The sequence below is a fragment of the Pantoea sp. SGAir0430 genome, from assembly GCF_043549295.1.
This window is the reverse complement of the sequence record NZ_CP039427.1, coordinates 2,560,207-2,586,017: the sequence shown is the minus strand read 5'-3', so window position 1 is coordinate 2,586,017 and position 25,811 is coordinate 2,560,207. Positions and strand designations below refer to the sequence as shown.

Sequence of the window (25,811 nt, the reverse complement as noted above, 5' to 3'; positions counted from 1 at the left end):
GACATTGACGTCAAAAACAGTTAAGGGTTCCACAACATGGCAAATAACGTCACCGGTTTCCTGAGAATCATTAAAGCCGCCGGTTATTCCTGGCAGGGGCTGCGCGCTGCCTGGCAGCATGAAGCCGCTTTTCGCCAGGAGGCGATTGCCGCACTGGTCGCGGTTGCCATCGCCTGCTGGCTGGATGTCGATATCATCACGCGTGTGTTGCTGATTGGCTCGGTGGTGCTGGTAGTCATTGTTGAGATCCTTAATAGTGCCATCGAAGCCGTGGTGGACCGTATTGGTCAGGAACGCCATCCGCTGGCGGGACGCGCCAAAGACATGGGCTCGGCGGCGGTACTGCTGGCTATCTTACTGGCTCTGTTTGTCTGGATCGCGCTGCTTTGGTCGCATTTGCGATAAACATTCCACATTCATCAAGCCGCTGATTTTTCCCTCTGTTTCGGTTTTCATTTCGCCAATACCTGTATATACTCACAGCGACTGTATAAACAACCAGGGGGCGGGATGAAAGCGTTAACCAGCAGGCAGCAACAGGTCTATGACCTGATTCGCGACCATATTAATCAGACCGGCATGCCGCCAACGCGTGCTGAAATTGCTTCGCAACTGGGCTTCCGCTCGCCTAACGCTGCTGAAGAGCACCTGAAAGCGCTGGCGCGTAAAGGTGTCATTGAAATCGTCTCCGGTGCATCGCGCGGTATCCGCCTGCTGATGGAAGAAGAGGCGAGTGAAGGGCTGCCACTGATCGGTCGCGTCGCCGCCGGTGAACCGCTGCTGGCGCAGGAACATATCGAAGCCCACTATCAGGTTGACGCCAACCTGTTCAAACCCTCTGCCGATTTCCTGCTGCGCGTCAGCGGTATGTCGATGAAAGATATCGGCATTATGGACGGTGATCTGCTCGCGGTGCATAAAACACAGGAAGTGCGCAATGGCCAGGTGGTGGTTGCGCGTATTGATGATGAAGTCACGGTGAAACGCTGGAAGAAGCAGGGCGCGATTGTCCAGCTGCTGCCGGAAAACAATGATTTCCAGCCGATTGTCGTGGATACCCGTGAACAGTCGCTGACCGTGGAAGGGCTGGCCGTTGGCATCGTGCGCAACGGCGAGTGGCTCTGAAACCCGGTTGATCTCCCCCGCTGCGGCGGCGCTCGCGCGCTGGCCGCAGTCTGCTTTAATCATACTTTTGTTCCCGGCCCGTAAGGCGCTCGCTCAGGCCGACTACCGTAACCCTCGGGATGGGGCTGATGCAGCTATTTTCCTCTTCTGATAAAACGCTGTGGCGACTGGCGTTGCCAATGATCCTCTCCAATATCACTGTGCCGCTGCTCGGCGTGGTCGATACCGCCGTGATTGGCCATCTTGATAGCCCGATCTACCTCGGCGGCGTGGCCGTAGGCACCACGGCAACCAGCTTCATCTTTATGCTGCTGCTGTTTCTGCGTATGAGCACCACCGGTTTAACCGCGCAGGCGTTCGGGGCCGGCGATAAACAGGCACTGGCGCGCGCACTGATGCAGCCGCTGCTGATCGCTCTGGCCGCCGGGTTGCTGCTGGCGCTGCTGCGTTCTCCTGCCAGTAGCCTGGCGGCAACGCTGATGGGCGGCAGCGCGGAAGTCCAGCAGCAGGCGCAGATCTTCATTGAAATCCGCTGGCTGAGCGCACCGGCTACGCTGGCTAACCTGGTGATTCTCGGCTGGCTGCTGGGCGTGCAGTATGCGCGTGCGCCGATGGTTCTGCTGATTGTCGGAAACCTGGTCAACATCCTGCTCGATCTGCTGCTGGTGCTGAAATTGCACTGGGGCGTTGCCGGTGCCGCCGCCGCCACGGCGCTGGCCGAATACGTGACGCTGGCAGTGGGATTATGGATGGTGGCGCGCGTACTGAAACTGCGCGGCATCGATTTCAAACTGCTGAAAAACAGCTGGCGCGGTGACGCGGCGCGGTTATTTCGCCTTAATCGCGACATCATGCTGCGCTCGCTCATGCTGCAGATTTGCTTTGCCTCACTGACCCTGCTGGGTGCACGCATCGGACCGGATGTGGTTGCGGTCAATGCGGTGCTGTTGATGTTCCTGACGTTTACTGCCTATGCGCTGGACGGCTTTGCTTACGCGGTGGAAGCCTGCTCGGGTGAAGCGGTAGGGGCAAAAGATCGCAGCCGGCTGCTGCTGATCTGGCATGCCGCCTGTCGCCAGGCGGGTATCGTTGCGCTGCTGTTTGCGCTTATTTATGCGCTCAGCGGGCCGTACATTGTTGCATTGCTTACCTCGCTGCAGCCGCTGCGTGAGATGGCCGATCGCTTTCTGCTTTGGCAGGTGATTTTACCGCTGGTCGGCGTCTGGTGTTATCTGCTGGACGGCATGTTCATTGGCGCGACGCGCGGCCGCGAAATGCGTAACAGCATGATCATGGCTGCAGCCGGTTTCGGCATCACTTTGCTGACGCTGCCGTGGTTAGGGAATCACGGTTTATGGCTGGCGATCACGGTGTTTCTGGCGCTGCGCGGCCTGACGCTGGGATGGATGTGGCGCCGCCACTGGCAGCGTGACAGCTGGTTCAGCCAGCCATAAGCGCAGCGCAGGCACCAGAATAATCTGTAATTCCGTGCACAATCCGAAGCGGCTACTATAATTATCTCAAACGGCGCAGATACGCAGCGCGTTATATGGTTATTTCCGGCATTACATGAGAAATACACCATCTCACTCAGGAAGACGTGGAGGATTGTTATGAACAAAGACGAAGCGAGCGGAAACTGGAAGCAGTTTAAAGGGAAGTTTAAAGAGAAATGGGGCAAGTTAACCGATGACGATTTGACCGTGATCGAAGGGAAACGCGATCAGCTGGTGGGTAAAATCCAGGAACGTTACGGTTACGCCAAAGATGAAGCTGAACGTGAATTGAAAGACTGGGAAAGTCAAAACAAAGATTACCGCTGGTAAGTCTCCCGCTTTAAGGATGATGCTCCTACCCGCTGATCGTTACGATCGGCCTGGCACACGGACGTGCCAGTTACCCTTTACGCATCTTCTTCTTACTTTCCACTTCATGATCGTGATGACAGCTACCCGGCTGCGTGCAGGCAGCAACTTCAGCACAGTTTTCACACAGGCCGTGCGCCTCAATAACGCTATGACGTAAGGTAAAACCTGCCTGATCGGCCAACCCGGCAATGATCTTTTCCACGCCGTGCGCGTGCTTCTCACTGACGGCGGCACAGTTGTCGCACACCAGCATCACCGAGGTGTGCGCCGGCTCGTCGAAATGGTGGCACACCACATAACTGTTATTTGACTCTACCCGATGAATAAATCCCTGCTCCAGCAGGAAATCCAGCGCGCGATAAATAGTCGGTGGTTTCGCCTGGGGTTCACTGATGCGCAGCTGGTCCAGCAAATCGTAAGCGCTAATGGAACCGTTCTGCTCCGCCATCAGGCGCAACACTTCTGCGCGCTGCGTAGTGAGGCGCACGCCACGGTCAAGGCACAGAGATTCAGCCTGCGTGAGCAGTTGTTCGGGCGTGAGGTTTGGCATAAGCATTCTCCAGGTGATGGGTGATGTTATTTTATCACACAAACTTTTACGCTGCTGCCATTGCTTTTTTACCTTATATCATCCAGGAAATGTCCGGCTTTCAGCCACTTATCTGCCGCGTTACGTCCTGGTACCTCCTTCTGTTAAGCCATGCTTTTCCTTCCTGAGTTTTTTCTCACAGGTTAACCCATCTTTTTGCTTTGCAACTCACTGACTTAGTGGCTATGGTTCAAAAGGTTTTAAGTAATTTCTGGCATCAATTTAGCTGACGTTCATATTTCTGCATAAAACAACAGCAGAATGGTGCGGGCGTGACCAATTCTGCGAATAGCAATGCTAATTCCTTTCAATTCACAGCAATAAAGCGTTAGCCAGCGTTCAGAATAGGGCTAATAAACTATTCCGTCGTAGAGACAGTCCACGACAATTAAAAGGTGATGGCAGACTCATGGTGAAGACATTATTCAGACGCAAGAAAATTGCTTATGTTGTTGGTTTTAATGCGGTATTTGTTACCTCATCAGCATTTGCTGCTGGCACCTGGTACGATGCGCGTAACGATGCCATGGGGGGAACCGGTGTCGCTTCCTCAACCTGGAGCTCGGCAGTGCTGGCTAACCCGGCATTGATGACCAAAGCGCAGCCTGAAGATAACGTCAGCATCATTTTTCCTTCAGCAGGTGTGCAGATTACTGACAAAGACAAATTAGTGGATCGCGTAGACGAAATTACTGATACGGTGGACCGCTATCGTGACGTGATCAACAACATCACGCTGCCGGAGATCATCAATGGCGCGCCTCAGGTCAGAGCCGCGGCAGGTGATATGGCCAATCAGCTGCGCGATCTGCGCGGTGATAAAGCGAATGGCACCGCAGGCGTGGCGTTAGCCGTCAGCATTCCCAACGAGACCCTTCCTTTCGCCTTCATCACCAAAGCCTACGGCACGGCGCACATCCGCGCTAACGTAGTACAGAGCGATATTGATTATCTGGATCAGGTCGCAAATGGACGCATTCCCTTGCCGGGCGACCAAAATAATCTGCGCTCCAGCGCCAACGGCCTGGCTGCGCTGATCACCGATTACGGCGTCGCAATGGCACATGAGTTCACCATCGCCGGTCACCCGGTCTCCGTTGGCGTCACGCCGAAGCTGCAGAAAACCTGGCTGTATAACTACACCGCCAGCGTTTATAACTATGACAAGAATGATATTAACGACAGCCGCTATCGCAGCACCGATACCGGTTTCAACGTCGATGCCGGTATCGCTACCGACTTCGCGGAGAACTGGACCTTCGGCGTGACCGGGCAGAACCTGGTCTCGCGCGATATCGACACCAAAGAGGTTAATGGCTATCGCGATACGTATCAGATTCGCCCGCTGGTAACTACCGGACTGGCGTGGAATCGCGGACCCTTTACTCTGACCGGCGATGTCGATCTGACCGAAACCAAACGTTTTAAATCGCAGGAGAGCAGTCAGTACGCTGGCGTGGGTGGTGAATATCGCGTGCTGGACTGGCTGGCGCTGCGTGCCGGCTATCGCGCGGATATGAAGTCGAATGACACCGATGTGTTTACGGCCGGTCTCGGCGTGTCACCGTTCAACAATGCGGTGCATCTGGACCTGGCCGGTTCGGTCGGCAAAGACAATACCTGGGGCGCCATGGTGCAGCTCGGGTTTAACTTCTGACCACACGGTGACGGGCGGCTGTGTCGCCCGTCACAGCTGTGATATCATTGCGCAGTTTCTCATCACTTAACTGCGGATTTACTGCGTTTCATGACCGATACATTCTCTTCGCAACGTTTCTCCATCGCCCCGATGCTGGACTGGACCGACCGTCACTGTCGCTATTTTCACCGTCAGCTGAGCGGCGACACGCTGCTGTACACCGAAATGGTGACCACCGGTGCCATCATCCACGGCAAAGGCGACTATCTGGCCTATAGCGAGGCGGAGCATCCGCTGGCGCTGCAGCTGGGCGGTAGCGATCCGGCCGCGCTGGCAACCTGTGCAAAGCTGGCAGAAGCGCGCGGATACGATGAGATCAACCTGAACGTCGGTTGTCCGTCCGATCGGGTACAGAACGGCCGTTTTGGCGCGTGCCTGATGGGTGAGGCGGCGCTGGTCGCGGACTGTATCAAAGCGATGCGCGATGTGGTCAGCATTCCGGTCACGGTGAAAACCCGCATCGGTATTGACGACCAGGATAGCTACGCCTTCCTGTGCGATTTTGTCGGCACCGTGGCGCAGCAGGGCGGTTGTGATACGTTCATTATTCATGCGCGTAAAGCGTGGCTGTCGGGTCTCAGCCCGAAAGAGAACCGTGAAATTCCACCGCTCGACTATCCGCGTGTTTACCAGCTGAAGCGGGATTTCCCGGCGCTGACCATAGCCATTAACGGCGGCGTTAAGACGCTCGATGAGGCCAAAGCGCATCTGCAGCACCTGGACGGCGTGATGATGGGGCGCGAGGCCTATCAAAATCCCGGCATTCTGGCGCAGGTTGATCGCCAGCTGTTTGGCCGCGAGACACCGGTGGCCGATCCGGTCGCCGTGGTGCGTTCCATGTACCCTTACATCGAAGCCGAACTGGCCCAGGGCACCTATCTGGGACACATTACGCGCCACATGCTGGGCCTGTTCCAGGGCATCCCCGGCGCGCGCCAGTGGCGCCGTCACCTGAGCGAAAATGCCCACAAACCGGGCGCCGACGTCCGCGTGCTGGAAGCGGCGCTGGCGCTGGTGGCTGACCGCATTGTGCAGGAAGCCTGATGCCGCGAGCCGGCCTGGTCAGGCTGGCAGGACGGTTTAAACCGCACGGTTTCATCGTGCGGTTTTTAATTCACCAGCAGTTAGTCAATTTCACCAAATCAACGTCCCCTCTGTCCTGCATCTAAGCGATAATTCAATGGCTTAGCGATCGTTACGACCTGGCACGTATCTTGTAATACCTTCTGCATTACTGATACAGGAGAGCGCTCGTGGAAATATTATTCGTTATCGGCTTTTTTATGATGCTGCTGCTGACTGGCGTATCGCTGCTGGGCGTGATCGCCGCACTGCTGGTGGCCACCGTGGTGATGTTTCTCGGCGGGCTGTTTGCGCTTGTTATAAAATTGTTGCCGTGGCTGGTGCTGGCGGTGGTCGCCGTGTGGCTGTATCGCGCATTTACCACGCCGCAGGGAGAGGTGAAACTTAACCGGCTGAAAAGGAAAATCAGCGACTTAGAGAAGAGAAGCTGGCGTTAAATGCGGTTACGATCACAGAGTTGGTGATTGCTTAGTACGAATCCGCAATTAAACATATTTTTTACTTATGTTTTCTGTCAGGATAGGTAAAGAAATTCAGACGAATTCATCGCCGCTGTCCCTACACCAGCGCGAACTATAAAAAAGAAAGAAAAGGGCTTCCTTCGGGAAGCCCTTCATCATTTCTGCTATCAGGGAATTAACAGGCTGGAACCCTGAGTGGCACGACTCTCCAGCACCTGATGCGCACGTACCGCATCGCTCAGGGCAAATTTCTGCTGCTCCGGCACGTTAAGCTGAATAGCGCGGCTGGCGATAAGCGAAAACAGTTCGCCGCTGGCGCGATCGAGCTCTTCACGGTTGGTGATATAGCCAAACAGGGAAGGGCGGGTGACAAACAGCGAGCCTTTCTTGTTGAGAATGCCGAGGTCAACGCCGGTCACCGGGCCGGAGGCATTACCAAAGCTCACCATCAGGCCGTGGCGGCGCAGGCTGTCGAGGGAGGGTTCCCAGGTATCTTTGCCCACTGAGTCGTACACTACCGCCACTTTTTCACCGTTGGTCAGTTCGCTGACGCGCTGGGCGATATCCTCTTCGCGATAATTGATGGTGGCCCAGGCGCCGGCATCTTTGGCGATCTGCGCTTTCTCCGCAGAACCGACGGTGCCAATCAAATGCGCGCCCAGCGCTTTCGCCCACTGGCAGGCAATCAGGCCCACGCCGCCTGCAGCGGCATGAAACAGGAAAATTTCATCGGCTTTTACTTTGTACGTCTGACGCAGCAGATACTGCACCGTCAGGCCCTTGAGGAAAGAGGCCGCAGCCTGCTCAAAGCTGATGCTGTCCGGCAGAATCACCAGCCGATCTTCCGCCACATTGTGCAGCTCGCTGTAGGCACCCAGCGCGGCCTGGCAATACACCACGCGATCGCCCGGCTTGAAACGCGAAACCGCGCTGCCCACTTTTTTCACGATGCCTGCCGCTTCAGTGCCCAGGCCGGACGGCAGCGAGGAGACCGGATACAATCCGCTGCGCACGTAGGTATCGATGTAGTTAATACCAATCGCCTTGTTCTCCACCTGAACTTCATGGTCGGCGGGATCGGCTAGTGTGAAATCGACCCATTGCAATACTTCCGGGCCGCCGTGCTGGTTGAACTGAATTCGCTTTGCCATTCTGACTCCTGTGATTGTTCATCCTGGGACGGTATACTTGCGCGTCCCTTTCACGATCGGTAATGCATTCACTATGGCAGGAAATAAACCCACCAACAAATCGAACGAACCCCGCGATCGGCAGCTCGAAGGCGTGAAAATGCCGCCGCACTCTCTCGAAGCGGAGCAGTCGGTGCTCGGTGGGTTGATGCTGGATAACGAACGCTGGGATAACGTCTCCGAGCGCGTGGTCGCGGAAGATTTCTTCAACCGCTCGCACCGCATGATTTTCTCCGAAATGCAGCGCCTGCTGGAAGCCGGTCAGCCTATCGATCTGATCACCCTGTCAGAGTCGCTGGAAACGCGCGGTGAGCTGGAGATGGCGGGCGGCTTTGCCTATCTGGCCGAGCTGGCAAAAAATACTCCAAGTGCGGCAAACCTCGGTGCTTATGCCGACATCGTGCGTGAACGTGCGGTAGTGCGTGAGATGATTTCGGTGGCCAATCAGATCGCTGACGCCGGTTACGATCCGCAGGGCCGCAGTAGCGAAGAGCTGCTGGATTTCGCTGAATCCAACGTCTTTAAAATTGCCGAACAGCGCGCCAATAAGGATGAAGGCCCGCAAAATATCGAGCAGATTCTCGAAGCGACGGTATCGCGCATTGAAGCGCTGGTGTCAACGCCGCACGATGGCGTGACCGGCGTCGATACCGGCTATCAGGATCTCAACAAGAAAACCGCCGGTCTGCAGGGATCAGATCTGATCATTGTCGCGGCGCGTCCGTCGATGGGTAAAACCACTTTCGCCATGAACCTGTGCGAAAACGCCGCCATGCTGACAGACAAACCGGTGCTGATTTTCAGTCTCGAGATGCCCAGCGAACAGCTGATGATGCGTATGCTGGCCTCGCTGTCGCGCGTTGATCAGACGCGCATCCGTACTGGTCAGCTGGAGGATGAAGACTGGGCGCGCATCTCGGCCACCATGGGCATCCTGTTAGAAAAGAAGAACATGTTCATCGATGACTCGTCCGGCCTGACGCCAACCGAAGTGCGTTCACGCGCGCGCCGCGTGTTCCGTGAAAACGGCGGCCTGAGCATGATCATGATCGACTACCTGCAGCTGATGCGCGTACCGGCGCTCTCTGACAACCGTACGCTGGAGATCGCCGAGATCTCACGCTCGCTTAAAGCGCTGGCGAAAGAGCTTAATGTACCGGTGGTGGCGCTGTCGCAGCTTAACCGCTCGCTGGAGCAGCGCGCCGATAAGCGTCCGGTTAACTCGGATCTGCGTGAATCGGGGTCGATCGAGCAGGATGCGGATCTGATCATGTTCATCTATCGTGATGAGGTGTATCACGAAAACAGCGATCTGAAAGGCATCGCCGAGATCATCATCGGTAAACAGCGTAACGGCCCGATCGGCACAGTACGTCTGACGTTCAACGGCCAGTGGTCACGCTTTGATAACTACGCCGGACCGCAATACGACGACGAATAATCGCGCTTCCACAGTTGCATGCACGATTTGTGCATGCATTTCACGTCATCAGAAAATAGTGTTGGACAACCTCGTCAATTATCAGGTTATCTGTAGCAAAGCGAATCCTATAACGCTGTGGACACAGAATGACTCAGGTAGACGATTACGACCTTAAGATACTGACACTACTACAATCTAACGGCCGCCTTACCAACCAGGAACTCAGTGATTTAGTCGGACTTTCGGCGTCGCAATGTTCACGCCGGCGCATTAATCTCGAACAGGCAAATCTTATTCTCGGCTATCACGCGCGGCTCTCGCCGGACGCGGTAGGGCTGGGCATGGTCGGCTTGATCGAGGTGCGACTAAAAAATCACACGCCCGATTACGAAGAGAGTTTTCACCGCATGGTGGAGCAGGAAGCGGCGATTGTCGACGCGTTCAAAACCACCGGTGACGCCGACTATCTGTTAAAAGTCGCGGTGGCCGATTTAGCGGCGCTGAGCGCGCTGATCAGTCAGCTCGTCGCTGGCCATCAAAGCGTGGCGCACGTGAAAACCTCGGTGGTACTCAACCGTTTAAAAGAGAACGGCTTGATGATGATCCCCGAGCACAAAGTGCGCCAAAAGAGTGCATGATGTGCCAGTGTGGTGCGGATTTGTGCCGTTTTTCGCGCAAAGCACGCACCAGAAACCGAATTTGTGCATGAATCGATTATTTTACAGCAGATTGATGCACATAAACCTGCAATAAAGCGCCTTAGTTATCAATTGGATAATCGCTGGCACCCATCGGTGGCGACAGGAAGCCGCCGATGTGGTGCGTTTTTTGCAAATGAACGCCATCATTTGCAAAGAGATCGCGCCATGGATAACGCTGTACAACCTTCCCGCATTCCCCACACCCGTACAGAAGATGCGCTGGCTATCGTGCTTGGCACGCTGATGGTGTCGTTTGGCGTCATTTTGCTGAAACAGGCGGGCGCGCTGACCGGCGGTACGGCGGGCGTGGCTTTTCTCATCAGCTACCTGTCGCCGCTCTCGTTCGGCAGCGCCTTCTTTCTGATTAACCTGCCGTTTTACTGGCTGGCCATTCGTCGCATGGGCTGGGAATTTACCCTGAAAACCTTCTGTGCTGTGGGGCTGGTATCGCTGTTCACCCATTTGCACCCGCTGTTTATCCATTTTTCTGCGCTAAATCCGTTTTATGCGACATTGTTCGGTAACGTGGTGATGGGGATTGGGTTTATAGTGTTGTTTCGTCACAAAGCCAGCCTCGGTGGTATCAATATTCTGGCGCTCTGGCTGCAGGATCGCTCTGGTCTGCGCGCCGGCAAACTGCAAATGGCGCTGGATACCTGTGTGGTACTGGCCTCGCTTTTTGTGGTATCGCTGCCGATGCTGCTGGCCTCCATCGCCGGCGCGGTGATGCTCAATCTCATCATCGCCATGAATCACCGTCCCGGCCGCTATTTTGTTTGATGACGTCGACCCACACATTTATGAATAATCATGGAGATCTGCACCGTGTTTCAAAACGTTGATGCCTATGCTGGCGATCCGATTCTGTCGCTGATGGAAACCTTCAAACAGGACCCGCGTGACCACAAGGTGAATCTGAGCATCGGCCTCTATTACAACGAAGCCGGCATCATTCCTCAGCTGCAGGCGGTGGCCGCCGCGGAAGAGCGTTTGCAGGCGCAGCCACATCAGGCTTCGCTCTATCTGCCAATGGAAGGGCTGGGTCCATATCGTAACGCCATTGCGCCGCTGCTGTTTGGTAAAGAGCACCCGATGCTGCAGGCGGGGCGCATTGCTTCCATCCAGACGCTGGGCGGATCCGGCGCGCTGAAAGTGGGCGCAGATTTCCTGAAGCGTTACTTCCCGGACGCCAGCGTATGGGTCAGCGATCCGACATGGGAAAACCATGTGGCGATCTTTAACGGTGCCGGGTTTAACGTTAACACCTACCCGTGGTACGACGACGCCACCAACGGCGTGAAGTTCGATGCCTTCATCGCCAAACTGAAAACGCTGCCGAAGCAATCCATCGTGTTGCTGCATCCGTGCTGCCACAACCCGACCGGTGCGGATCTGACCAACGCGCAGTGGGATCAAACCGTTGAGGTCCTGAAAGCGCAGGAGCTGATTCCGTTCCTCGATATCGCCTACCAGGGCTTTGGTGCCGGCATGGAAGAGGACGCTTACGCGATTCGCGTGATTGCCGCGGCGGGCCTGCCGGCGCTGGTGAGCAACTCCTTCTCGAAAATCTTCTCGCTGTACGGTGAGCGCGTTGGCGGCCTGTCAATTGTCTGCGACAGCGCAGAAGAGTCGGCACGCGTGCTGGGTCAGCTGAAAGCGACCGTGCGTCGCAACTACTCCAGCCCGCCGAACTTCGGTGCTCAGGTGGTTTCCTGCGTGCTGAACGACGAAGCGCTGCTGAACAACTGGCTGGCGGAAGTGGAAGCGATGCGCCTGCGCATCATCGAAATGCGCCAGGTGCTGGTCAATGTGCTGAACAGTAAACTGCCCGGCAAAAACTTTGATTATCTGCTGAAGCAGCGCGGCATGTTCAGCTATACCGGCCTGAGCGCACAGCAGGTGGACCGCCTGCGCGAAGAGTTCGGCGTGTACCTGATCGCCAGCGGCCGCATGTGTGTCGCCGGTCTCAACAGCCGCAACGTCAATCAGGTAGCTGAGGCGTTTGCTGCCGTAATGTAATTGACGCGATGCCTGTCAGCCGCGCGGCTGGCAGGCACCCGTTTCAGTCATCCACGCATTGTCTGTTCCCGCTGTACCTTCGCCGCACCCCGCTTTTCCACGCTTCTCTTTGCCAACCATGCTGGCTGGCGGCCGCATTTAGCATAGGTATAACACCTTAACCCCGGGTAATCGGGACGGGTCTTGTGTGTTCCTGTTAGTGAGGGCGCTATTTTTTGCCGGCGCGCTTTGGCGCACTGCCAGAGCGCTCGCCAATCACAATAAGGAACCGCCCATGAGCTATTTCCCTTCCGCACTGAAACCCCTCTGCATTGCCATGACGCTGGCGCTCGCACTGCCTGCTGCGGCCGTTGAGCTGACGCGTGATAACGGCGCGCCGGTCGGCGATAACCAGAATTCACAAACTGCCGGCGCCAATGGCCCGGTGCTGTTACAGGACGTGCAGCTGATTCAAAAGCTGCAACGCTTTGATCGTGAACGTATTCCGGAACGTGTGGTGCACGCACGTGGCACCGGCGCGCACGGTGAATTTCGCGCCAGCAAAGATATCAGCGATCTGACTATCGCTGAGGTGTTTAAACCGGGAACGGTGACGCCGGTCTTTGTGCGCTTCTCCAGCGTGGTGCACAGCAAGCATTCGCCGGAAACGCTGCGCGATCCGCGTGGTTTTGCCACCAAATTCTATACCAGCCAGGGCAACTGGGATCTGGTGGGCAACAACCTGCCGGTGTTCTTCATCCGCGATGCGATCAAGTTCCCTGATATGGTGCACGCGTTTAAACCGGATCCGCGCACTAACCTCGATAACGATGCGCGCACCTTCGATTTCTTCTCCCACGTACCGGAAGCCACGCACGCGCTCACCATGCTGTTCTCCAACATGGGCACGCCGGCGACCTATCGCGAAATGGACGGTAACAGCGTGCACGCCTACAAGTTTGTGAACAGCCAGGGCGAAGTGCACTACGTGAAGTTTCACTGGAAGACGCTGCAGGGCGAACGCAACCTCGATCCGGCTGAATCGGCAGCGATCCAGGGCCGCAGTTACAGCCACATGACTGAAGATCTGGTGGCGGCGATTAACCGCAAAGCGTTTCCGAAGTGGGATCTCTACATTCAGACCATTAAAGCCAGCGAACTGGATAAGTTCGATTTCAATCCGCTCGACTCCACCAAAATCTGGCCGAACTTGCCAGAGGTGAAAATCGGGCAGATGGTGCTGAATCGCAACGTCGACAACTTCTTCCAGCAAACCGAGCAGGTGGCAATGGCGCCGTCCAATCTGGTGCCGGGTATTGAGCCGTCTGAAGATCGCCTGCTACAGGGCCGCCTGTTCTCTTATGCTGATACCCAGCTGTACCGCGTGGGCACTAACGGCCTTAGCCTGCCGGTGAATGCACCGCGTGTACCGGTCAGCAACGGCAATCAGGATGGCCTGATGGATAGCGGTAACGCCGATGACAAGGGCGTTAATTACCAGCCAAGCCGCATCTATCCGCGTGAAGAGCTGCAAAGCGCGCGTTACAGCCATACGCCGCTTAGCGGCAGTACGCAGCAGGCGATGATCGCCAAACCGCAGAATTTCCGCCAGGCAGGGGAGCTGTATCGTTCCTTTAACGCGAAAGAGCGGGGCGATCTGATCACCTCGCTCGGTGGCGCGCTGAAAAGCGCCGACGCGCAAAGCCGGCTGGCGATGCTCTCGTTCTTTTATAAGGCCGATAGCGAGTACGGCACGCGTCTGGCGGCGGTAACGCAGGACGATATCACCACGGTAAAAGCGCTGGCTGACAAGCTGAGCGACTGATGCGCCGGCGGCAGAGCAAGCGCTCTGCCGCTTTTTCCCGCTGAAGGGTTTACCTTTCGCCGACATGCTGCACACTTAAGTAAACGGTTTAACCCAGGAATGTGGCATGTGGCAGCAACAAACTCTCACGCTGAGCGCGAAGGCGCGCGGCTTTCATCTGATCACCGACGAGATTGTCGGCCAGCTTAATGGCTTAGCGGACCTGCGCATCGGCCAGCTGCATCTGCTGTTGCAGCACACCTCAGCGTCGCTGACGCTCAATGAAAATTGCGATCCTACGGTACGCAGCGACATGGAGCAGCACTTTCTGCGGCACGTTCCAGAGGATGCGCCCTATCAGCACGACTATGAAGGCGCTGACGACATGCCGGCGCACATCAAATCGTCACTGCTTGGCGTATCGCTGCTGATCCCGGTCAGCCGCGGCAAACTGCTGCTCGGCACCTGGCAGGGGATCTGGCTGGGCGAACATCGGGTACACGGCGGCGCGCGGCGCATCGTCGCCACCTTACAAGGGGAATAAAACATGAACACGTCGGATTTACTGACCTACTGCATGAGCAAACCGGGCGCTTCACAAAGTTATAAAGATGAGTGGGACGCAACCCAGGTGAAAAGCGATGGCGTGCTGTTTGCCATGGTGCATGACGTTGAAGGGCGACCAGCGTTGTCGCTGAAGACCTCGCCCGCGCTGGCGGAGTTATTGCGCGATGAACACCACGATGTGTTTCCCAGTGAACATCTCAATAAGTCGCACTGGAGCACGCTGTGGCTGGATGGATCGCTGAAGGATTCGCAGATTTACTATCTGGTTGATGCATCGTGGCAACAGGCTGACGCCACGCGCGCGGCGGGCGTCAGCCATGATGATGAGACGCGCTGATTAAGCCGCAGACTCTTCACGCAGGGTGTTGATATCAATCACGAAGCGATACTTCACGTCGCTTTTCAGCATGCGCTCGTAGGCGTCGTTGATCTGGTTCATAGCGATCAGCTCGATATCCGAAGTGATACCGTGCTTGCCGCAGAAATCCAGCATTTCCTGGGTTTCGGCGATACCGCCAATCAGTGAACCGGCAATGCTGCGACGCTTGAGGATCAGGTTAAACACCTGCGGTGCCGGGTGATCGTGCTCCGGCGCGCCAACCAGCGTCATGTTGCCGTCGCGCTTCAGCAGGGCGATAAACGGGTTGAGATCGTGCTGCGCGGCGACGGTATTTAAGATGAAGTCGAAGCTGTTGGCGTGCTGCGCCATCTGGTCAGCATCTTTCGAAATCACCACTTCGTCAGCGCCGAGGCGTTTGCCATCTTCAATTTTTGACGGTGAGGTAGTGAACAGCACCACGTGCGCGCCCATCGCATGCGCGATCTTCACGCCCATATGGCCGAGGCCGCCCAGACCAACGATACCAACTTTTTTGCCGGGACCGACATTCCAGTGACGCAGCGGGGAATAGGTGGTGATACCGGCGCACAGCAGAGGCGCAACGCCAGCCAGATCGAGGTTTTCCGGTACGCGCAGCACAAAGCTTTCATCAACCACCATGCTGGTGGAGTAGCCGCCGTAGGTGATGGCGCCGGTTTCACGATCCTGGCCGTTGTAAGTGCCAACAAAGCCGTTTTCACAGTACTGCTCGAGTCCTTCCTGACAGCTTGGGCAGCTGCGGCAGGAGTCGACCATACAGCCGACGCCGACTAAATCGCCCACTTTATATTTGTGCGTGTGCGCGCCAACGGCGGTGACGCGACCCACGATTTCATGGCCTGGCACCACCGGGAATACGGTGTTGCGCCATTCGTTGCGCGCCTGGTGCAGGTCCGAGTGGCAGACGCCACAGTACAACACTTCAATCTGCACATCATGAGCGCGCAGTTCGCGCGGCTTATAATCGAACGGGGCGAGTTTGGCTTTCGCGTCCTGTGCGGCATAGGCATGCGTAATATTCATGGTGTCTCCAGTCAGATGTGTCGTGAGTATTTTTTGCGAGGGGTCCGTTCAGTGATGACACTGAAGGACAGAGGCGCGTCAGCGGCGCCAAAAGGAACGCAGTAAGAATAGTCAGCGGGACGCGATGCGTATATGCCTGAAGTTGTCTGTTTCTTGCCTGTTTCTGCATTTGCTAAGGCATTCAGACAATGGCACCGGCTGGCGAGTAACCGGAGCGGTAAGCCGTGGCGAGATCAGAAAAAACGCGCCGCAACAGCGGGTGCGGCGCGTTAAACCTACTTTTTCAGCATCGGCTTGAGGAAGCGTGCAGTATGCGATTTTTCGCACTGTGCAACGGTTTCCGGCGTACCGGCCACGAGGATTTCACCACCGCCGCTGCCGCCTTCCGGACCGAGATCGACAATCCAGTCAGCGGTTTTGATCACGTCGAGGTTATGCTCAATCACCACGATGGTATTGCCCTGATCGCGCAGTTGATGCAGCACTTCCAGCAGCTGCTGGATGTCGGCAAAATGCAGGCCGGTGGTCGGTTCATCAAGAATGTACAGCGTCTGACCGGTACCGCGCTTCGACAGCTCACGCGCCAGCTTAACGCGCTGCGCTTCACCGCCGGACAGCGTGGTTGCCGACTGGCCAAGACGAATGTACGACAGGCCGACATCAATCAGCGTCTGCAGCTTACGCGCCAGCGCAGGTACCGCATCAAAGAACTCACGCGCCTCTTCGATGGTCATCTCCAGCACTTCGTGAATGCTCTTGCCTTTGTATTTAATCTCCAGCGTTTCGCGGTTATAGCGTTTGCCTTTGCACTGATCGCACGGCACATAAATGTCCGGCAGGAAGTGCATTTCGACCTTGATTACGCCGTCGCCCTGACAGGCTTCACAGCGCCCGCCGCGCACGTTAAAGCTGAAGCGGCCCGGATTGTAGCCACGCGAACGCGCTTCCGGCACGCCGGCAAACAGTTCACGCACCGGGGTAAAAATCCCGGTGTAAGTGGCCGGGTTTGAGCGCGGCGTCCGGCCGATCGGGCTCTGATCGATGTCGATCACTTTATCGAAATGCTCCAGCCCGGCGATCTCGCGATACGGCGCAGCTTCACCGCTGGTGGCACCATTCAGCTGGCGCTGCGCAATCGGGAACAGCGTATCGTTAATCAGCGTTGATTTGCCGGAACCGGACACGCCGGTGATACAGGTAAACAGCCCAACCGGAACCGTCAGCGTGACATCCTTCAGGTTATTACCGCGCGCGCCGCTCAGTTTCAGTACTTTGGACGGATCACCTTTCACCCGCTCTGCCGGCACCGCGATTTCACGCTTGCCGCTGAGGAACTGACCGGTGAGGGAATCTTCGTGCGCCATGATGGCATGCACATCGCCCTCGGCTACCACCTGGCCGCCGTGCACGCCAGCGCCCGGACCGATATCAATAATATGGTCAGCGGCGCGAATCGCGTCTTCATCATGCTCAACCACGATCACGGTATTACCGAGATCGCGCAGGTGAATCAGCGTCGACAGCAGGCGCTCGTTGTCGCGCTGATGCAGACCGATGGACGGTTCATCCAGTACGTACATGACGCCAACCAGACCGGCACCAATCTGGCTCGCCAGACGAATACGCTGTGCTTCACCGCCGGACAGCGTTTCCGCTGAACGCGACATCGACAGATAATTCAGGCCAACGTTGACCAGGAAGCTCAGACGGTCGCCAATTTCCTTCAGCACTTTCTCGGCGATTTTGGCGCGCTGGCCGCTCAGCTTAAGATTGCGGAAGAAGTCCATAGCGTGGCCGATGCTCATATCCGAGATGGTCGGCAGGTTGGTATCTTCCACGAACACATGGCGCGCTTCACGACGCAGGCGCGTCCCTTCGCAGCTGGCGCAGGCGCGGTTGCTGATAAACTTCGCCAGCTCTTCGCGCACCGCGTTGGATTCCGTCTCTTTGTAGCGGCGCTCCATGTTATGCAGCACGCCTTCGAACGGATGACGACGCACTGAGGTATCGCCGCGATCGTTGATATATTTGAACTCAATGTTCTCTTTGCCGGAGCCGTACAGAATCACTTCGCGCGCTTTGTCGCTCAGGCTATTGAACGGCGCTTCGACATCGAAATCCAGATGTTCCGCCAGTGAGCGCAGCATCTGGAAATAGTAGAAGTTACGGCGATCCCAGCCGCGAATGGCGCCACCGGCCAGCGACAGCTCCGGATTTTGAACCACGCGATCGGGATCGAAATATTGCTGAACGCCGAGGCCGTCACAGGTCGGGCAGGCACCGGCCGGGTTGTTGAACGAGAACAGACGCGGCTCCAGCTCACGCATGCTGTAACCGCACACCGGGCAGGCAAAATTGGCCGAGAACAGCATCTCTTCGATATCGGGATCGTCCATATCCGCGACGATCGCCGTGCCGCCACTCAGTTCCAGCGTCGTTTCAAAGGATTCGGCCAGACGGGTCGCCAGATCGTCACGCACGCGGAAACGATCGATCACCACCTCAATGGTGTGTTTCTTCTGCAGCTCCAGCTTGGGTGGATCCGACAAATCGCACACTTCGCCATCGATACGTGCGCGGATGTAGCCCTGCGCCGCCAGATTTTCCAGCGTTTTGGTGTGCTCGCCTTTGCGATCTTTTACCACCGGCGCCAGCAGCATCAGGCGCCGCCCCTCTTCCTGCGCCAGGACCTGATCGACCATCTGACTGACAGTTTGTGCCGCCAGCGTGACGTTATGATCCGGACAGCGCGGCTCACCCACGCGGGCAAACAGCAGACGCAGATAGTCATGAATTTCAGTGATGGTGCCGACGGTCGAGCGCGGGTTGTGCGACGTCGATTTCTGCTCAATGGAAATGGCAGGCGACAGCCCCTCAATGTGGTCTACGTCCGGTTTCTCCATTAAGGAAAGAAACTGGCGCGCATAGGCAGAAAGCGATTCAACATAGCGGCGCTGGCCTTCGGCATACAGCGTATCAAACGCCAGCGAAGACTTACCGGAACCCGACAGACCGGTCACTACAATGAGCTTGTCGCGTGGGATGATCAGGTTGATATTCTTCAAATTATGGGTGCGAGCACCGCGGACTTCAATCTTATCCATTCACCTTTCCCGGATTAGGCAACGCTCGCCATGCCTTGCCAGCACGACCAGCAGAAACGCATCATTATGGCACAAAAAATAAACTGAATAAATATCCAGTGTTTTTGCTATCCTGTCACGGTCGAAAAACTGGAATCCCGCTCGAAAGTGGGAAGCGTCATTGTGACGTGATACAATTTTTCGCTTAGACTTTTAGCATCAACTCATCGGGAGACAGCAACATGGCCAGTCGTGGCGTAAACAAAGTGATTCTTGTCGGGAATCTGGGTCAGGATCCGGAAGTGCGCTACATGCCGAATGGTGGCGCGGTAGCCAACATTACGCTGGCCACGTCAGAGAGCTGGCGCGACAAGCAAACCGGTGAAAACAAAGAGATCACCGAATGGCACCGCGTCGTGCTGTTCGGCAAGCTGGCCGAAGTCGCCGGCGAATATCTGCGTAAAGGTTCGCAGGTCTACATTGAAGGCCAGCTGCGCACCCGTAAATGGCAGGACCAGAGCGGCCAGGACAAATACACCACCGAAGTGGTGGTGAACGTGGGCGGCACCATGCAGATGCTGGGTGGTCGTCAGCAGGGCGGCAATGGCGGTGGCGCACCCATGGGCGGCCAGGGCGGCGGCAACAATAACGGCTGGGGCCAGCCGCAGCAGCCGCAGGGTGGGGGCAACCAGTTCAGCGGCGGCGCGCAGCAGCGTCCACAGCAGCAGAGCGCACCGGCGAACAACGAACCACCAATGGATTTCGACGACGATATCCCGTTCTGATTGGCGTACCGATCAACGCGTTATCCAGCCCTCGCTTCTGCGAGGGTTTTTTTATTATTTTCTATTTAATTATTGCATTGAAATTATCCAGTGCATTTTTCTTTAGGTTTTCAAAGTTACTTTTAATGATGTCTTCCTTGTTTTTTATTTCAGATGTTTCGAAATAAGGTTTTTCTTTAAGACAGGTTAATCTTGAACTGTACCAATTTTCATTTCTATGTGTAAAAACACGATATTCACCTTCATTAAGTAGTAGGTAATATTTTTCTCCTTTTCCTGCAAGCATCATTGATGCATCATTACATTTGAATGTTTCGGTAGCATCCACAGGAATACTGATGTTTAGAGCAGTATTAAATACTAGCTTTAAATTAGATGTTATTATTAATAGAGTGACAATGGCTGTCATGGTTAGTGGGATAAATAGAGGGAATGAGTCTCTAATAATAATAATATCTTTTTTATTGACGTTGGTGCTGGTTTTTTCGAAGAAAAATAAAGCTACCCCTGCAGAGGTAACTGCCAGTGAAACATATGTCATGAGAATCAAGCCCGCATAGAGAATGACACAAAAGCGTGATGCAGTCTGGTCATAAGTTAAATCGGCGATGTTCATAAAATCGTGTCTGGCTTGCGCATAGGCGTAGAAGGAGCCTACTATCCAGCCGATTTTAACTATCCATGACGTGGCACTTTTGTAATGCTGGTTGTAGATGTTACTTTCAGAAAGGAAGACGCTGGAAGAAAGGAAAAGTAATACTGTCGAGCTTATTAACAATAAAAGTGAAACTGTTTTTTCGGTCTGAAAAAGATAAGATAAGATAGCACAGAAAAAAATAATTGAAGAATAAAGTGCTAATACAATGCTGGAGTTGTATTGCGTTATTATCTTTCTGTGCTTAGGGCTCTTAATAATGCCTTTGTGGGATGGGCTTCTGAAAAATCCTTTAGCCATAAATGTAAAAAAAATGATCAGAGAAAATAAAAACAATACTAACGCTGTTATACTTCTTTTAACTGTTTCTATTTTGGCTAACAAAGTTATTGAAATACAAAAGTAATAAATGACTGCGTAGTAAAAGTAAATTATTCTTTTAGCGGTTAATTTTGCTGTTTTCATTTAATGTCCTTTTACGCGAGGAAAAATCATCCCTTTATAAGGCGTTGATCAAAGACAAAAGGTAATTCTTTCACTCTGGTAAGAGCGCTTTTAAAAGAATGATGAAGCGGATTTAATATTGCTTTGTTTTCCATCGGGATAATCGTTGAAGGTAGCATCAGCGCGGCGCCTTCAGCGGATTGCAGCCAGCCGGTGCCGAGATCCATTGTCGACAGTGGCGCTGGATCATGACGCCAGTCCGGCGGTAAAAATGCTTCAGCAAGATAGGCAACTTCAGCATCCGGGATGTCGATACTGAATAAGGTGTACTCATCCAGCACCGACTCTCTTCCGATATGGACCAGCACTTCCAGTGCTGCGAGTGACACCGACGTGGCAACATAAATGGTGGGATAGCCTTTATGATTCCAGCGTCCACCATACTGTTTTGCCCCATAACCGGACCAGGCTTCAGCCGCATACTGGCTCTTCGTCAGCCGATAAAAAATCACGAGAAAACACCGTGCTCCAGACGACCGATCAGATCGAGAACATCCAGCGCACCGCTCTCCGTCGTCAGTAAGGTGATGGGCGCAACATTGCCTAACCCTTTCACCGGTCGGCTCAGCCACTGGGTGGCCTCTTCTTTATTACCAGCAAAAAGCTGAACGGCGGCATCCATCACGCGGACGAAGCGGGCGACACGTTCACTCTCGTCGGGTGACAGACTTTTACCCGTGCTTTTACGACGGGCAATGTTGCGTTCATTAATCCCTGTGACCTTCATGATTTCGGCGCGCGTCATGGCCGACCAGTGACGGATATCATCAATGACGGCCACCGGCAAACCGGCTTCCAGCATACGCGTTAACTCAATACCACGTGGAGGCAGGCCAGCAACCCGCCACAGCGCGTTGTCATTGGCTCCATGCTGAGGAATATAAGCTCGCATCTGAAAACTCCATACAGACAAGTGTCCTGCTCTATTATTGACACTTGTCAGATTATTTCAATAGCGCAACCCTTAATGCGCGCGCCACTCCCGCAGTAATTCTTCCGTGGTTTTAACCCGCACCGGATTGCCCGGCATGATCAAATCCGCCCACACTTCGTTGTGCTGATTAATAAGTTGCTGCGCCGACACATAAGTGCGATCGGCGGTGGTGTGGGCGTCGGCCGCCACGGTGATGTGATAGCCAAGGCTGGCCCCGACTTTGATGGTGGTATCGACACAATAATCGGTGGCGCAGCCGCAAATGACAAAGCTTTCAATCTGATGCTGTTCAAGCTGCGCCGCGAGCCCGGTTTGCCAGAAGCTGTCGCAGGCGGTTTTGGTGATGTAAAGCGCGTCGGCGGGTTGTTCCAGTTCGGCGACTATTTGCCAGTCTGCGGAGTCAGCGGCTAAATCCGGCCCGCTATGCTGAATAAAAATGACCTGATCGGCGGCGGCCATCAGCTGATTAATGCGCGCGCAGCGTCCGGCGCGGTCGTAACGCGGCGTTGCCAGCACGCCATTTTGCATATCCACTACCATTACCACCCGTTGTGCCATTGTCGCCTCCTTTATAGGTCAGGCCCCAGTGTCGCGCTGAACGGGTAGGCGCGTAAAGCGATTGGGCTTTGCTTTTTTTGTGCGCGCCGCGCATGCTTACTGCCTGATAGCGTATGGAGGTGTGTGGTGACGGTGGTTCCTGAAGTCTTTCCCTGTGAGCAGGATCGTGCGCAGTTTCAGCACTTTGCTGAGCTGCCGGGCATTGAGCTTTATCAGGCGCACATCTCCCGCTACGCTTTTGAGCCCCATACCCACGAAGCCTTCGGGATTGGCACCATCGAATCCGGCGCGCAGCGCTTTCGCTACCGCGGCACCAATTATGTCGCGCCGGTGCATTCGCTGGTGATGATGAATCCCGATGAACTGCACACCGGTGAATCGGCCTGCGCCGAAGGCTGGCGTTATCGCATGATCTATATCGATCCGGCGGAGATGGATCGGCTGACCGGCGATCGCAACTGGTGGTTCAGCGATGCGCTGCGCACCGATGCGCGTCTGGCACAACCTTTCTCCCATGCGCTGGCACAGATGTGGCAGGCGCAAAGTGCGCTCGAGCGGCAGGGCGCGCTGCTGGATCTGCTGGAGTGGCTGCGTCCGCTGGCGCAGCAGGGCGTCGCGCGGCCGCGCGAAGGCGCCCACCGCTTTGATGTGGTAAAAGCCTGGCTGCGCGATAACCTGGCAGAACCGGTGCGGCTGGAGGAGCTGGCGGCGCTGGTATCGCTGTCGCCGTGGCATTTTCTGCGCAGTTTCAAACAACACTTTCACGTCACTCCCCATCAAATGCTGATGGCCTTCCGCCTGTTCGAGGCCAAGCAGCGGCTGGCGCAGGGCGAGAGCGCCGCCAGTGTGGCGGCGGCGGTTGGCCTCACCGACCAGGCGCATCTGACGCGGGCGTTTGCCCATCGCTACGGCATTACGCCGGGACGCTATCAAAAGCAGGTGTTCAGCGCACGTTAACCGCAATCTGCTACAAGCCTTTCACCTTTTCCTGCGCCACACTGTGGCGGATTGAAGATAAAGGAAAGGTGTATGTTTGCAGGAATAGTGTTTGCCCTCGCGGCGGGGCTGATGTGGGGCATGATTTTTGTCGGGCCGCTGCTGATACCCGATTATCCGGGCACGTTGCAATCGGCGGGTCGCTATGTTGCCTTTGGTCTGGTGGTGCTGCCGCTGGCGTGGCTCAGCCGGCGCCGGCTAAAACAGCTGACGCGCCCGGACTGGACGGAGGCGGTGAAGCTGTCGCTGGTGGGCAATCTGCTCTATTACGCCTGCCTCGCCAGCGCGATTCAGCGCACCGGCGCACCGGTCTCCACCATGATCATCGGCACGCTGCCGGTGGTGATCACCGTTACCGCTAACCTCTGTTATGGCCACCTCGAAGGGCGACTGCCGTGGCGCCGCCTGATGCCCGCGCTGGTCATCATTGCTGTCGGGCTGGGCTGCGTCAACGCGGCGGAACTGCACGGGCAGGGGTCGGCATTTGATCTCTGGGGCTACCTGAGTGGTCTGCTGCTGGCGGTGCTGGCAGTGGTGTGCTGGACCTGGTATCCGCTGCGCAATGCGCGCTGGCTGCGCGAACATCCTCAGCACAAACCGTCGAGCTGGGCCACCGCGCAGGGGCTGGTGACATTGCCGCTGGCGCTGGTGTTTTATGGGCTGGTGAGCCTGCAGATTCACTGGCAGCAGCCCGATTTCGCTTTGCCGTTCGGCCCGCAGCCGGCGCGTTTTATTTGGCTGATGCTGGCGATTGGTTTGTTCTGCTCATGGCTGGCGGCGTTGTGCTGGAATGCCGCCAGTCAGCGTTTGCCAACGGTGGTGATGGGGCCGCTCATCGTATTCGAAACGCTCTCTGGCCTGCTGTGGACCTTCATTTACCGCCAGAGCTGGCCACCGCTGCTCACCAGCATCGGCATCGGCTGTCTGATCGTTGGCGTGATCTATGCCATGCGCATTAAACCGCAGCGGCTGAGCGCGCTTCCTTAACCCTGCCTCGCTGCTGAGTCATCCACTCAGCAGCGCTTTCCCCTGATATTTTAGGAATTTGACCAGCCGGTAATCCCGCCTCAGTGACCTGATACTGGCCGCCACGCGCACGCTATATAACCGACCAGCGCTACGGCCGCCCGGTTTTCATTCTCTTCCGCTATAAAACTCTCTGCCGTCAGCACGCTAAAAGGTCGACTTTCGCTGCCTTAAAGCGTTCCGGTGGGATAAAAAAAGCGCATATCGGGCAACAATTCGCCGGTTTAGCGCGTAAAAAACTCTTCGCCAGTCGGATTTTTACCCGACTGTGGCACTGAAATTCCAGCGTGAGAAGCCACCTTAGCCTTAAGCGTTACCGGCATTGTTAAGAATGATTCCCAACAGCTGCCAGAAAAAAAGATTAAAGATGACGATGGATTTAAGCGCAGTATTTACCGTGGATAACCGTTTTTCGGCTTTATAGTTTAAACATCATAACGTTTTTGAACCGGAGTATTCCTGGTGTGGTTTAAGAGTTAGCCGACTAGCGCTGATCGCCAAAGCGATCATAAACGCAGCGGCCAGATCCAGTTTAAAACTGAGCCAATGTGTGAGCGGTTACACCGTGTTGTTCATTAACGCTTAACAGAATTGTCTGTGATCAGGTCTGATTATTAGTAATCGTGAAGTAATAGACTAAGCACCAATCTCACCAAAATGAGATTGGGCTAAGTCTAAATGGCTTGAAACGCGAGGCTTTTGCTGGTGTGAATCAATTTTACCGCAAAAAAGGAAGTGATTCCGTGATGGCATTCATCAGGAAAAAGTGGTTCGAATTGTTATGTAGCGAATGCCGAATTTAATGATCTTCATCTCTTCTGGTAAGAACAAATCTCAGCATTAAGTCATATAACATCGGCCTCAATGGTATTAGCGATTATCGGAACCGGAAGGGTAATGATAAACGCTACGGCTAATATCCAGTAAACGACAGCTGCGACGGGTACCGATGTCGAAAGTGGTTTGCAGGAAGTTGACCGCCTGACGCTTTTCATTCGTAGTGAAGAAGTTTTTCAGCACGCTTTGCAGCATCTCCTTGTCGGAGCTCAGGGTCTGCAGCTCGCGCGTAAGGTTCTGCAGTTTATCCTCCAACTCCTTGATTTTTCGACCCTCCTCTGAAGAAAGCCCGGAGAACTTCTTCTTCCAGCTATAGAAGGTGGCCTCGGAAATGCCCAGCTCCTCACAAATCTCCCTGACTTTCACTCCCGTTTCAGAAGCTTTAATGGCATTTGTGATTTGCTCTTCGCTATATCGTGACTTTCTCATAAATGCTCTTACCTTTCTTATCAATTAGTGGATGAGAATTACTGTATTAATATCTGGTACTGCAAAAACGGTATTAATGCAGTATTAAAGTGCG

26 protein-coding genes are annotated in these 25,811 nt (G+C 55.1%); 17 read left to right on the top strand and 9 right to left on the bottom strand.

Going from position 1 to position 25,811, the window contains the following annotated elements; all coding sequences use genetic code 11:
* Positions 1 to 36 precede the first annotated feature (36 nt).
* The 4 genes from E7738_RS12340 to E7738_RS12325 all read left to right on the top strand — a co-directional run bounded on the left by E7738_RS12340 (position 37) and on the right by E7738_RS12325 (position 2,951).
* Positions 37 to 405: a diacylglycerol kinase gene (locus tag E7738_RS12340; RefSeq protein ID WP_058780895.1), complete on the top strand. Its 369-nt coding sequence runs from the start codon at positions 37 to 39 to the stop codon at positions 403 to 405.
* Positions 406 to 510: 105 nt separating this feature from the next.
* A complete protein-coding gene (lexA, locus tag E7738_RS12335; protein ID WP_031279762.1) occupies positions 511 to 1,125 on the top strand; it encodes a transcriptional repressor LexA in 615 nt (204 codons plus the stop codon).
* A 128-nt stretch (positions 1,126 to 1,253) separates the two neighbouring features.
* A complete protein-coding gene (dinF, locus tag E7738_RS12330; RefSeq protein WP_058770113.1) occupies positions 1,254 to 2,579 on the top strand; it encodes an MATE family efflux transporter DinF in 1,326 nt (441 codons plus the stop codon).
* A gap of 159 nt (positions 2,580 to 2,738) precedes the next feature.
* On the top strand, positions 2,739 to 2,951 hold the full coding sequence (locus E7738_RS12325) for a CsbD family protein (protein ID WP_021507857.1): 213 nt from the start codon (positions 2,739 to 2,741) through the stop codon (positions 2,949 to 2,951).
* Between the two features lie 70 nt (positions 2,952 to 3,021).
* Here E7738_RS12325 and zur read toward each other — a convergent pair whose 3' ends face one another.
* On the bottom strand, positions 3,022 to 3,543 hold the full coding sequence (gene zur / locus E7738_RS12320; RefSeq protein ID WP_058774937.1) for a zinc uptake transcriptional repressor Zur: 522 nt from the start codon (positions 3,541 to 3,543) through the stop codon (positions 3,022 to 3,024).
* Between the two features lie 448 nt (positions 3,544 to 3,991).
* On the opposite strand from zur, the gene traF reads away from it, so the two are divergent.
* From traF to pspG, 3 genes are all read left to right on the top strand, one after another.
* A complete protein-coding gene (gene traF, locus E7738_RS12315) occupies positions 3,992 to 5,239 on the top strand; it encodes a conjugal transfer protein TraF (RefSeq protein WP_058780893.1) in 1,248 nt (415 codons plus the stop codon).
* A gap of 90 nt (positions 5,240 to 5,329) precedes the next feature.
* Complete coding sequence (gene dusA, locus E7738_RS12310; RefSeq protein ID WP_132465722.1) at positions 5,330 to 6,325, top strand: tRNA dihydrouridine(20/20a) synthase DusA; 996 nt, start codon at positions 5,330 to 5,332, stop codon at positions 6,323 to 6,325.
* A 209-nt stretch (positions 6,326 to 6,534) separates the two neighbouring features.
* Positions 6,535 to 6,801 carry an envelope stress response protein PspG gene (pspG, locus tag E7738_RS12305; protein ID WP_058770016.1) on the top strand — a complete coding sequence of 89 codons (267 nt, stop codon included), beginning with the start codon at positions 6,535 to 6,537 and terminating at the stop codon, positions 6,799 to 6,801.
* Between the two features lie 191 nt (positions 6,802 to 6,992).
* Here the strand turns inward: pspG and E7738_RS12300 are convergent, their stop codons facing one another.
* Positions 6,993 to 7,976: a quinone oxidoreductase gene (locus tag E7738_RS12300; RefSeq protein WP_058774935.1), complete on the bottom strand. Its 984-nt coding sequence runs from the start codon at positions 7,974 to 7,976 to the stop codon at positions 6,993 to 6,995.
* Positions 7,977 to 8,049: 73 nt separating this feature from the next.
* Between E7738_RS12300 and dnaB the strand changes: the two genes are divergently transcribed.
* The 7 genes from dnaB to E7738_RS12265 all read left to right on the top strand — a co-directional run bounded on the left by dnaB (position 8,050) and on the right by E7738_RS12265 (position 14,845).
* Positions 8,050 to 9,456, top strand: a complete 1,407-nt coding sequence (gene dnaB, locus E7738_RS12295) for a replicative DNA helicase (RefSeq protein WP_021507851.1) — start codon at positions 8,050 to 8,052, stop codon at positions 9,454 to 9,456.
* A 128-nt stretch (positions 9,457 to 9,584) separates the two neighbouring features.
* Positions 9,585 to 10,076: an Lrp/AsnC family transcriptional regulator gene (locus E7738_RS12290; RefSeq protein WP_058757562.1), complete on the top strand. Its 492-nt coding sequence runs from the start codon at positions 9,585 to 9,587 to the stop codon at positions 10,074 to 10,076.
* A 228-nt stretch (positions 10,077 to 10,304) separates the two neighbouring features.
* A complete protein-coding gene (locus E7738_RS12285; protein WP_021507849.1) occupies positions 10,305 to 10,919 on the top strand; it encodes a YitT family protein in 615 nt (204 codons plus the stop codon).
* Positions 10,920 to 10,964: 45 nt separating this feature from the next.
* Positions 10,965 to 12,158, top strand: coding sequence for an amino acid aminotransferase (locus E7738_RS12280; RefSeq protein WP_031279758.1), 1,194 nt, complete (start codon positions 10,965 to 10,967; stop codon positions 12,156 to 12,158).
* A gap of 316 nt (positions 12,159 to 12,474) precedes the next feature.
* Positions 12,475 to 13,962: a catalase gene (locus E7738_RS12275; protein WP_369974308.1), complete on the top strand. Its 1,488-nt coding sequence runs from the start codon at positions 12,475 to 12,477 to the stop codon at positions 13,960 to 13,962.
* 106 nt (positions 13,963 to 14,068) lie between these two features.
* Positions 14,069 to 14,485, top strand: a complete 417-nt coding sequence (locus E7738_RS12270) for a secondary thiamine-phosphate synthase enzyme YjbQ (protein ID WP_104187842.1) — start codon at positions 14,069 to 14,071, stop codon at positions 14,483 to 14,485.
* Between the two features lie 3 nt (positions 14,486 to 14,488).
* The gene (locus tag E7738_RS12265; protein ID WP_021507845.1) at positions 14,489 to 14,845 is read left to right on the top strand and encodes an MmcQ/YjbR family DNA-binding protein; all 357 of its coding nucleotides are present in this window, start codon (positions 14,489 to 14,491) and stop codon (positions 14,843 to 14,845) included.
* Here the strand turns inward: E7738_RS12265 and E7738_RS12260 are convergent, their stop codons facing one another.
* Both E7738_RS12260 and uvrA read right to left on the bottom strand, forming a co-directional pair.
* Positions 14,846 to 15,910, bottom strand: coding sequence for an NAD(P)-dependent alcohol dehydrogenase (locus tag E7738_RS12260; RefSeq protein WP_104187843.1), 1,065 nt, complete (start codon positions 15,908 to 15,910; stop codon positions 14,846 to 14,848). It lies immediately after the preceding gene.
* Between the two features lie 275 nt (positions 15,911 to 16,185).
* Positions 16,186 to 19,014, bottom strand: a complete 2,829-nt coding sequence (uvrA, locus tag E7738_RS12255; protein ID WP_262256534.1) for an excinuclease ABC subunit UvrA — start codon at positions 19,012 to 19,014, stop codon at positions 16,186 to 16,188.
* A 221-nt stretch (positions 19,015 to 19,235) separates the two neighbouring features.
* Between uvrA and ssb1 the strand changes: the two genes are divergently transcribed.
* Positions 19,236 to 19,778, top strand: coding sequence for a single-stranded DNA-binding protein SSB1 (ssb1, locus tag E7738_RS12250; RefSeq protein ID WP_021507842.1), 543 nt, complete (start codon positions 19,236 to 19,238; stop codon positions 19,776 to 19,778).
* 61 nt (positions 19,779 to 19,839) lie between these two features.
* On the opposite strand, the gene E7738_RS12245 is transcribed toward ssb1, so the two are convergent.
* From E7738_RS12245 to E7738_RS12230, 4 genes are all read right to left on the bottom strand, one after another.
* Positions 19,840 to 20,898, bottom strand: a complete 1,059-nt coding sequence (locus tag E7738_RS12245; protein WP_021507841.1) for a hypothetical protein — start codon at positions 20,896 to 20,898, stop codon at positions 19,840 to 19,842.
* A 26-nt stretch (positions 20,899 to 20,924) separates the two neighbouring features.
* On the bottom strand, positions 20,925 to 21,389 hold the full coding sequence (locus tag E7738_RS12240) for an RES family NAD+ phosphorylase (RefSeq protein ID WP_021507840.1): 465 nt from the start codon (positions 21,387 to 21,389) through the stop codon (positions 20,925 to 20,927).
* On the bottom strand, positions 21,386 to 21,829 hold the full coding sequence (locus E7738_RS12235; RefSeq protein WP_021314045.1) for a type II RES/Xre toxin-antitoxin system antitoxin: 444 nt from the start codon (positions 21,827 to 21,829) through the stop codon (positions 21,386 to 21,388). Before E7738_RS12235 ends, E7738_RS12240 begins: the two co-directional genes overlap by 4 nt.
* A gap of 72 nt (positions 21,830 to 21,901) precedes the next feature.
* On the bottom strand, positions 21,902 to 22,429 hold the full coding sequence (locus E7738_RS12230; protein ID WP_021507839.1) for an isochorismatase family protein: 528 nt from the start codon (positions 22,427 to 22,429) through the stop codon (positions 21,902 to 21,904).
* A 126-nt stretch (positions 22,430 to 22,555) separates the two neighbouring features.
* Here E7738_RS12230 and E7738_RS12225 point away from each other — a divergent pair, with 126 nt between their 5' ends.
* Positions 22,556 to 23,386: an AraC family transcriptional regulator gene (locus tag E7738_RS12225; protein WP_021507838.1), complete on the top strand. Its 831-nt coding sequence runs from the start codon at positions 22,556 to 22,558 to the stop codon at positions 23,384 to 23,386.
* 72 nt (positions 23,387 to 23,458) lie between these two features.
* Entirely contained in the window at positions 23,459 to 24,412 is a 954-nt protein-coding gene (locus E7738_RS12220; protein ID WP_058780887.1) for a DMT family transporter, read from the top strand.
* Between the two features lie 909 nt (positions 24,413 to 25,321).
* Here the strand turns inward: E7738_RS12220 and E7738_RS12215 are convergent.
* Positions 25,322 to 25,717 (bottom strand): transposase, encoded by a 396-nt coding sequence (locus E7738_RS12215; protein WP_031279757.1) that lies wholly within the window; start codon positions 25,715 to 25,717, stop codon positions 25,322 to 25,324.
* Between the last annotated feature and the right edge of the window lie 94 nt (positions 25,718 to 25,811).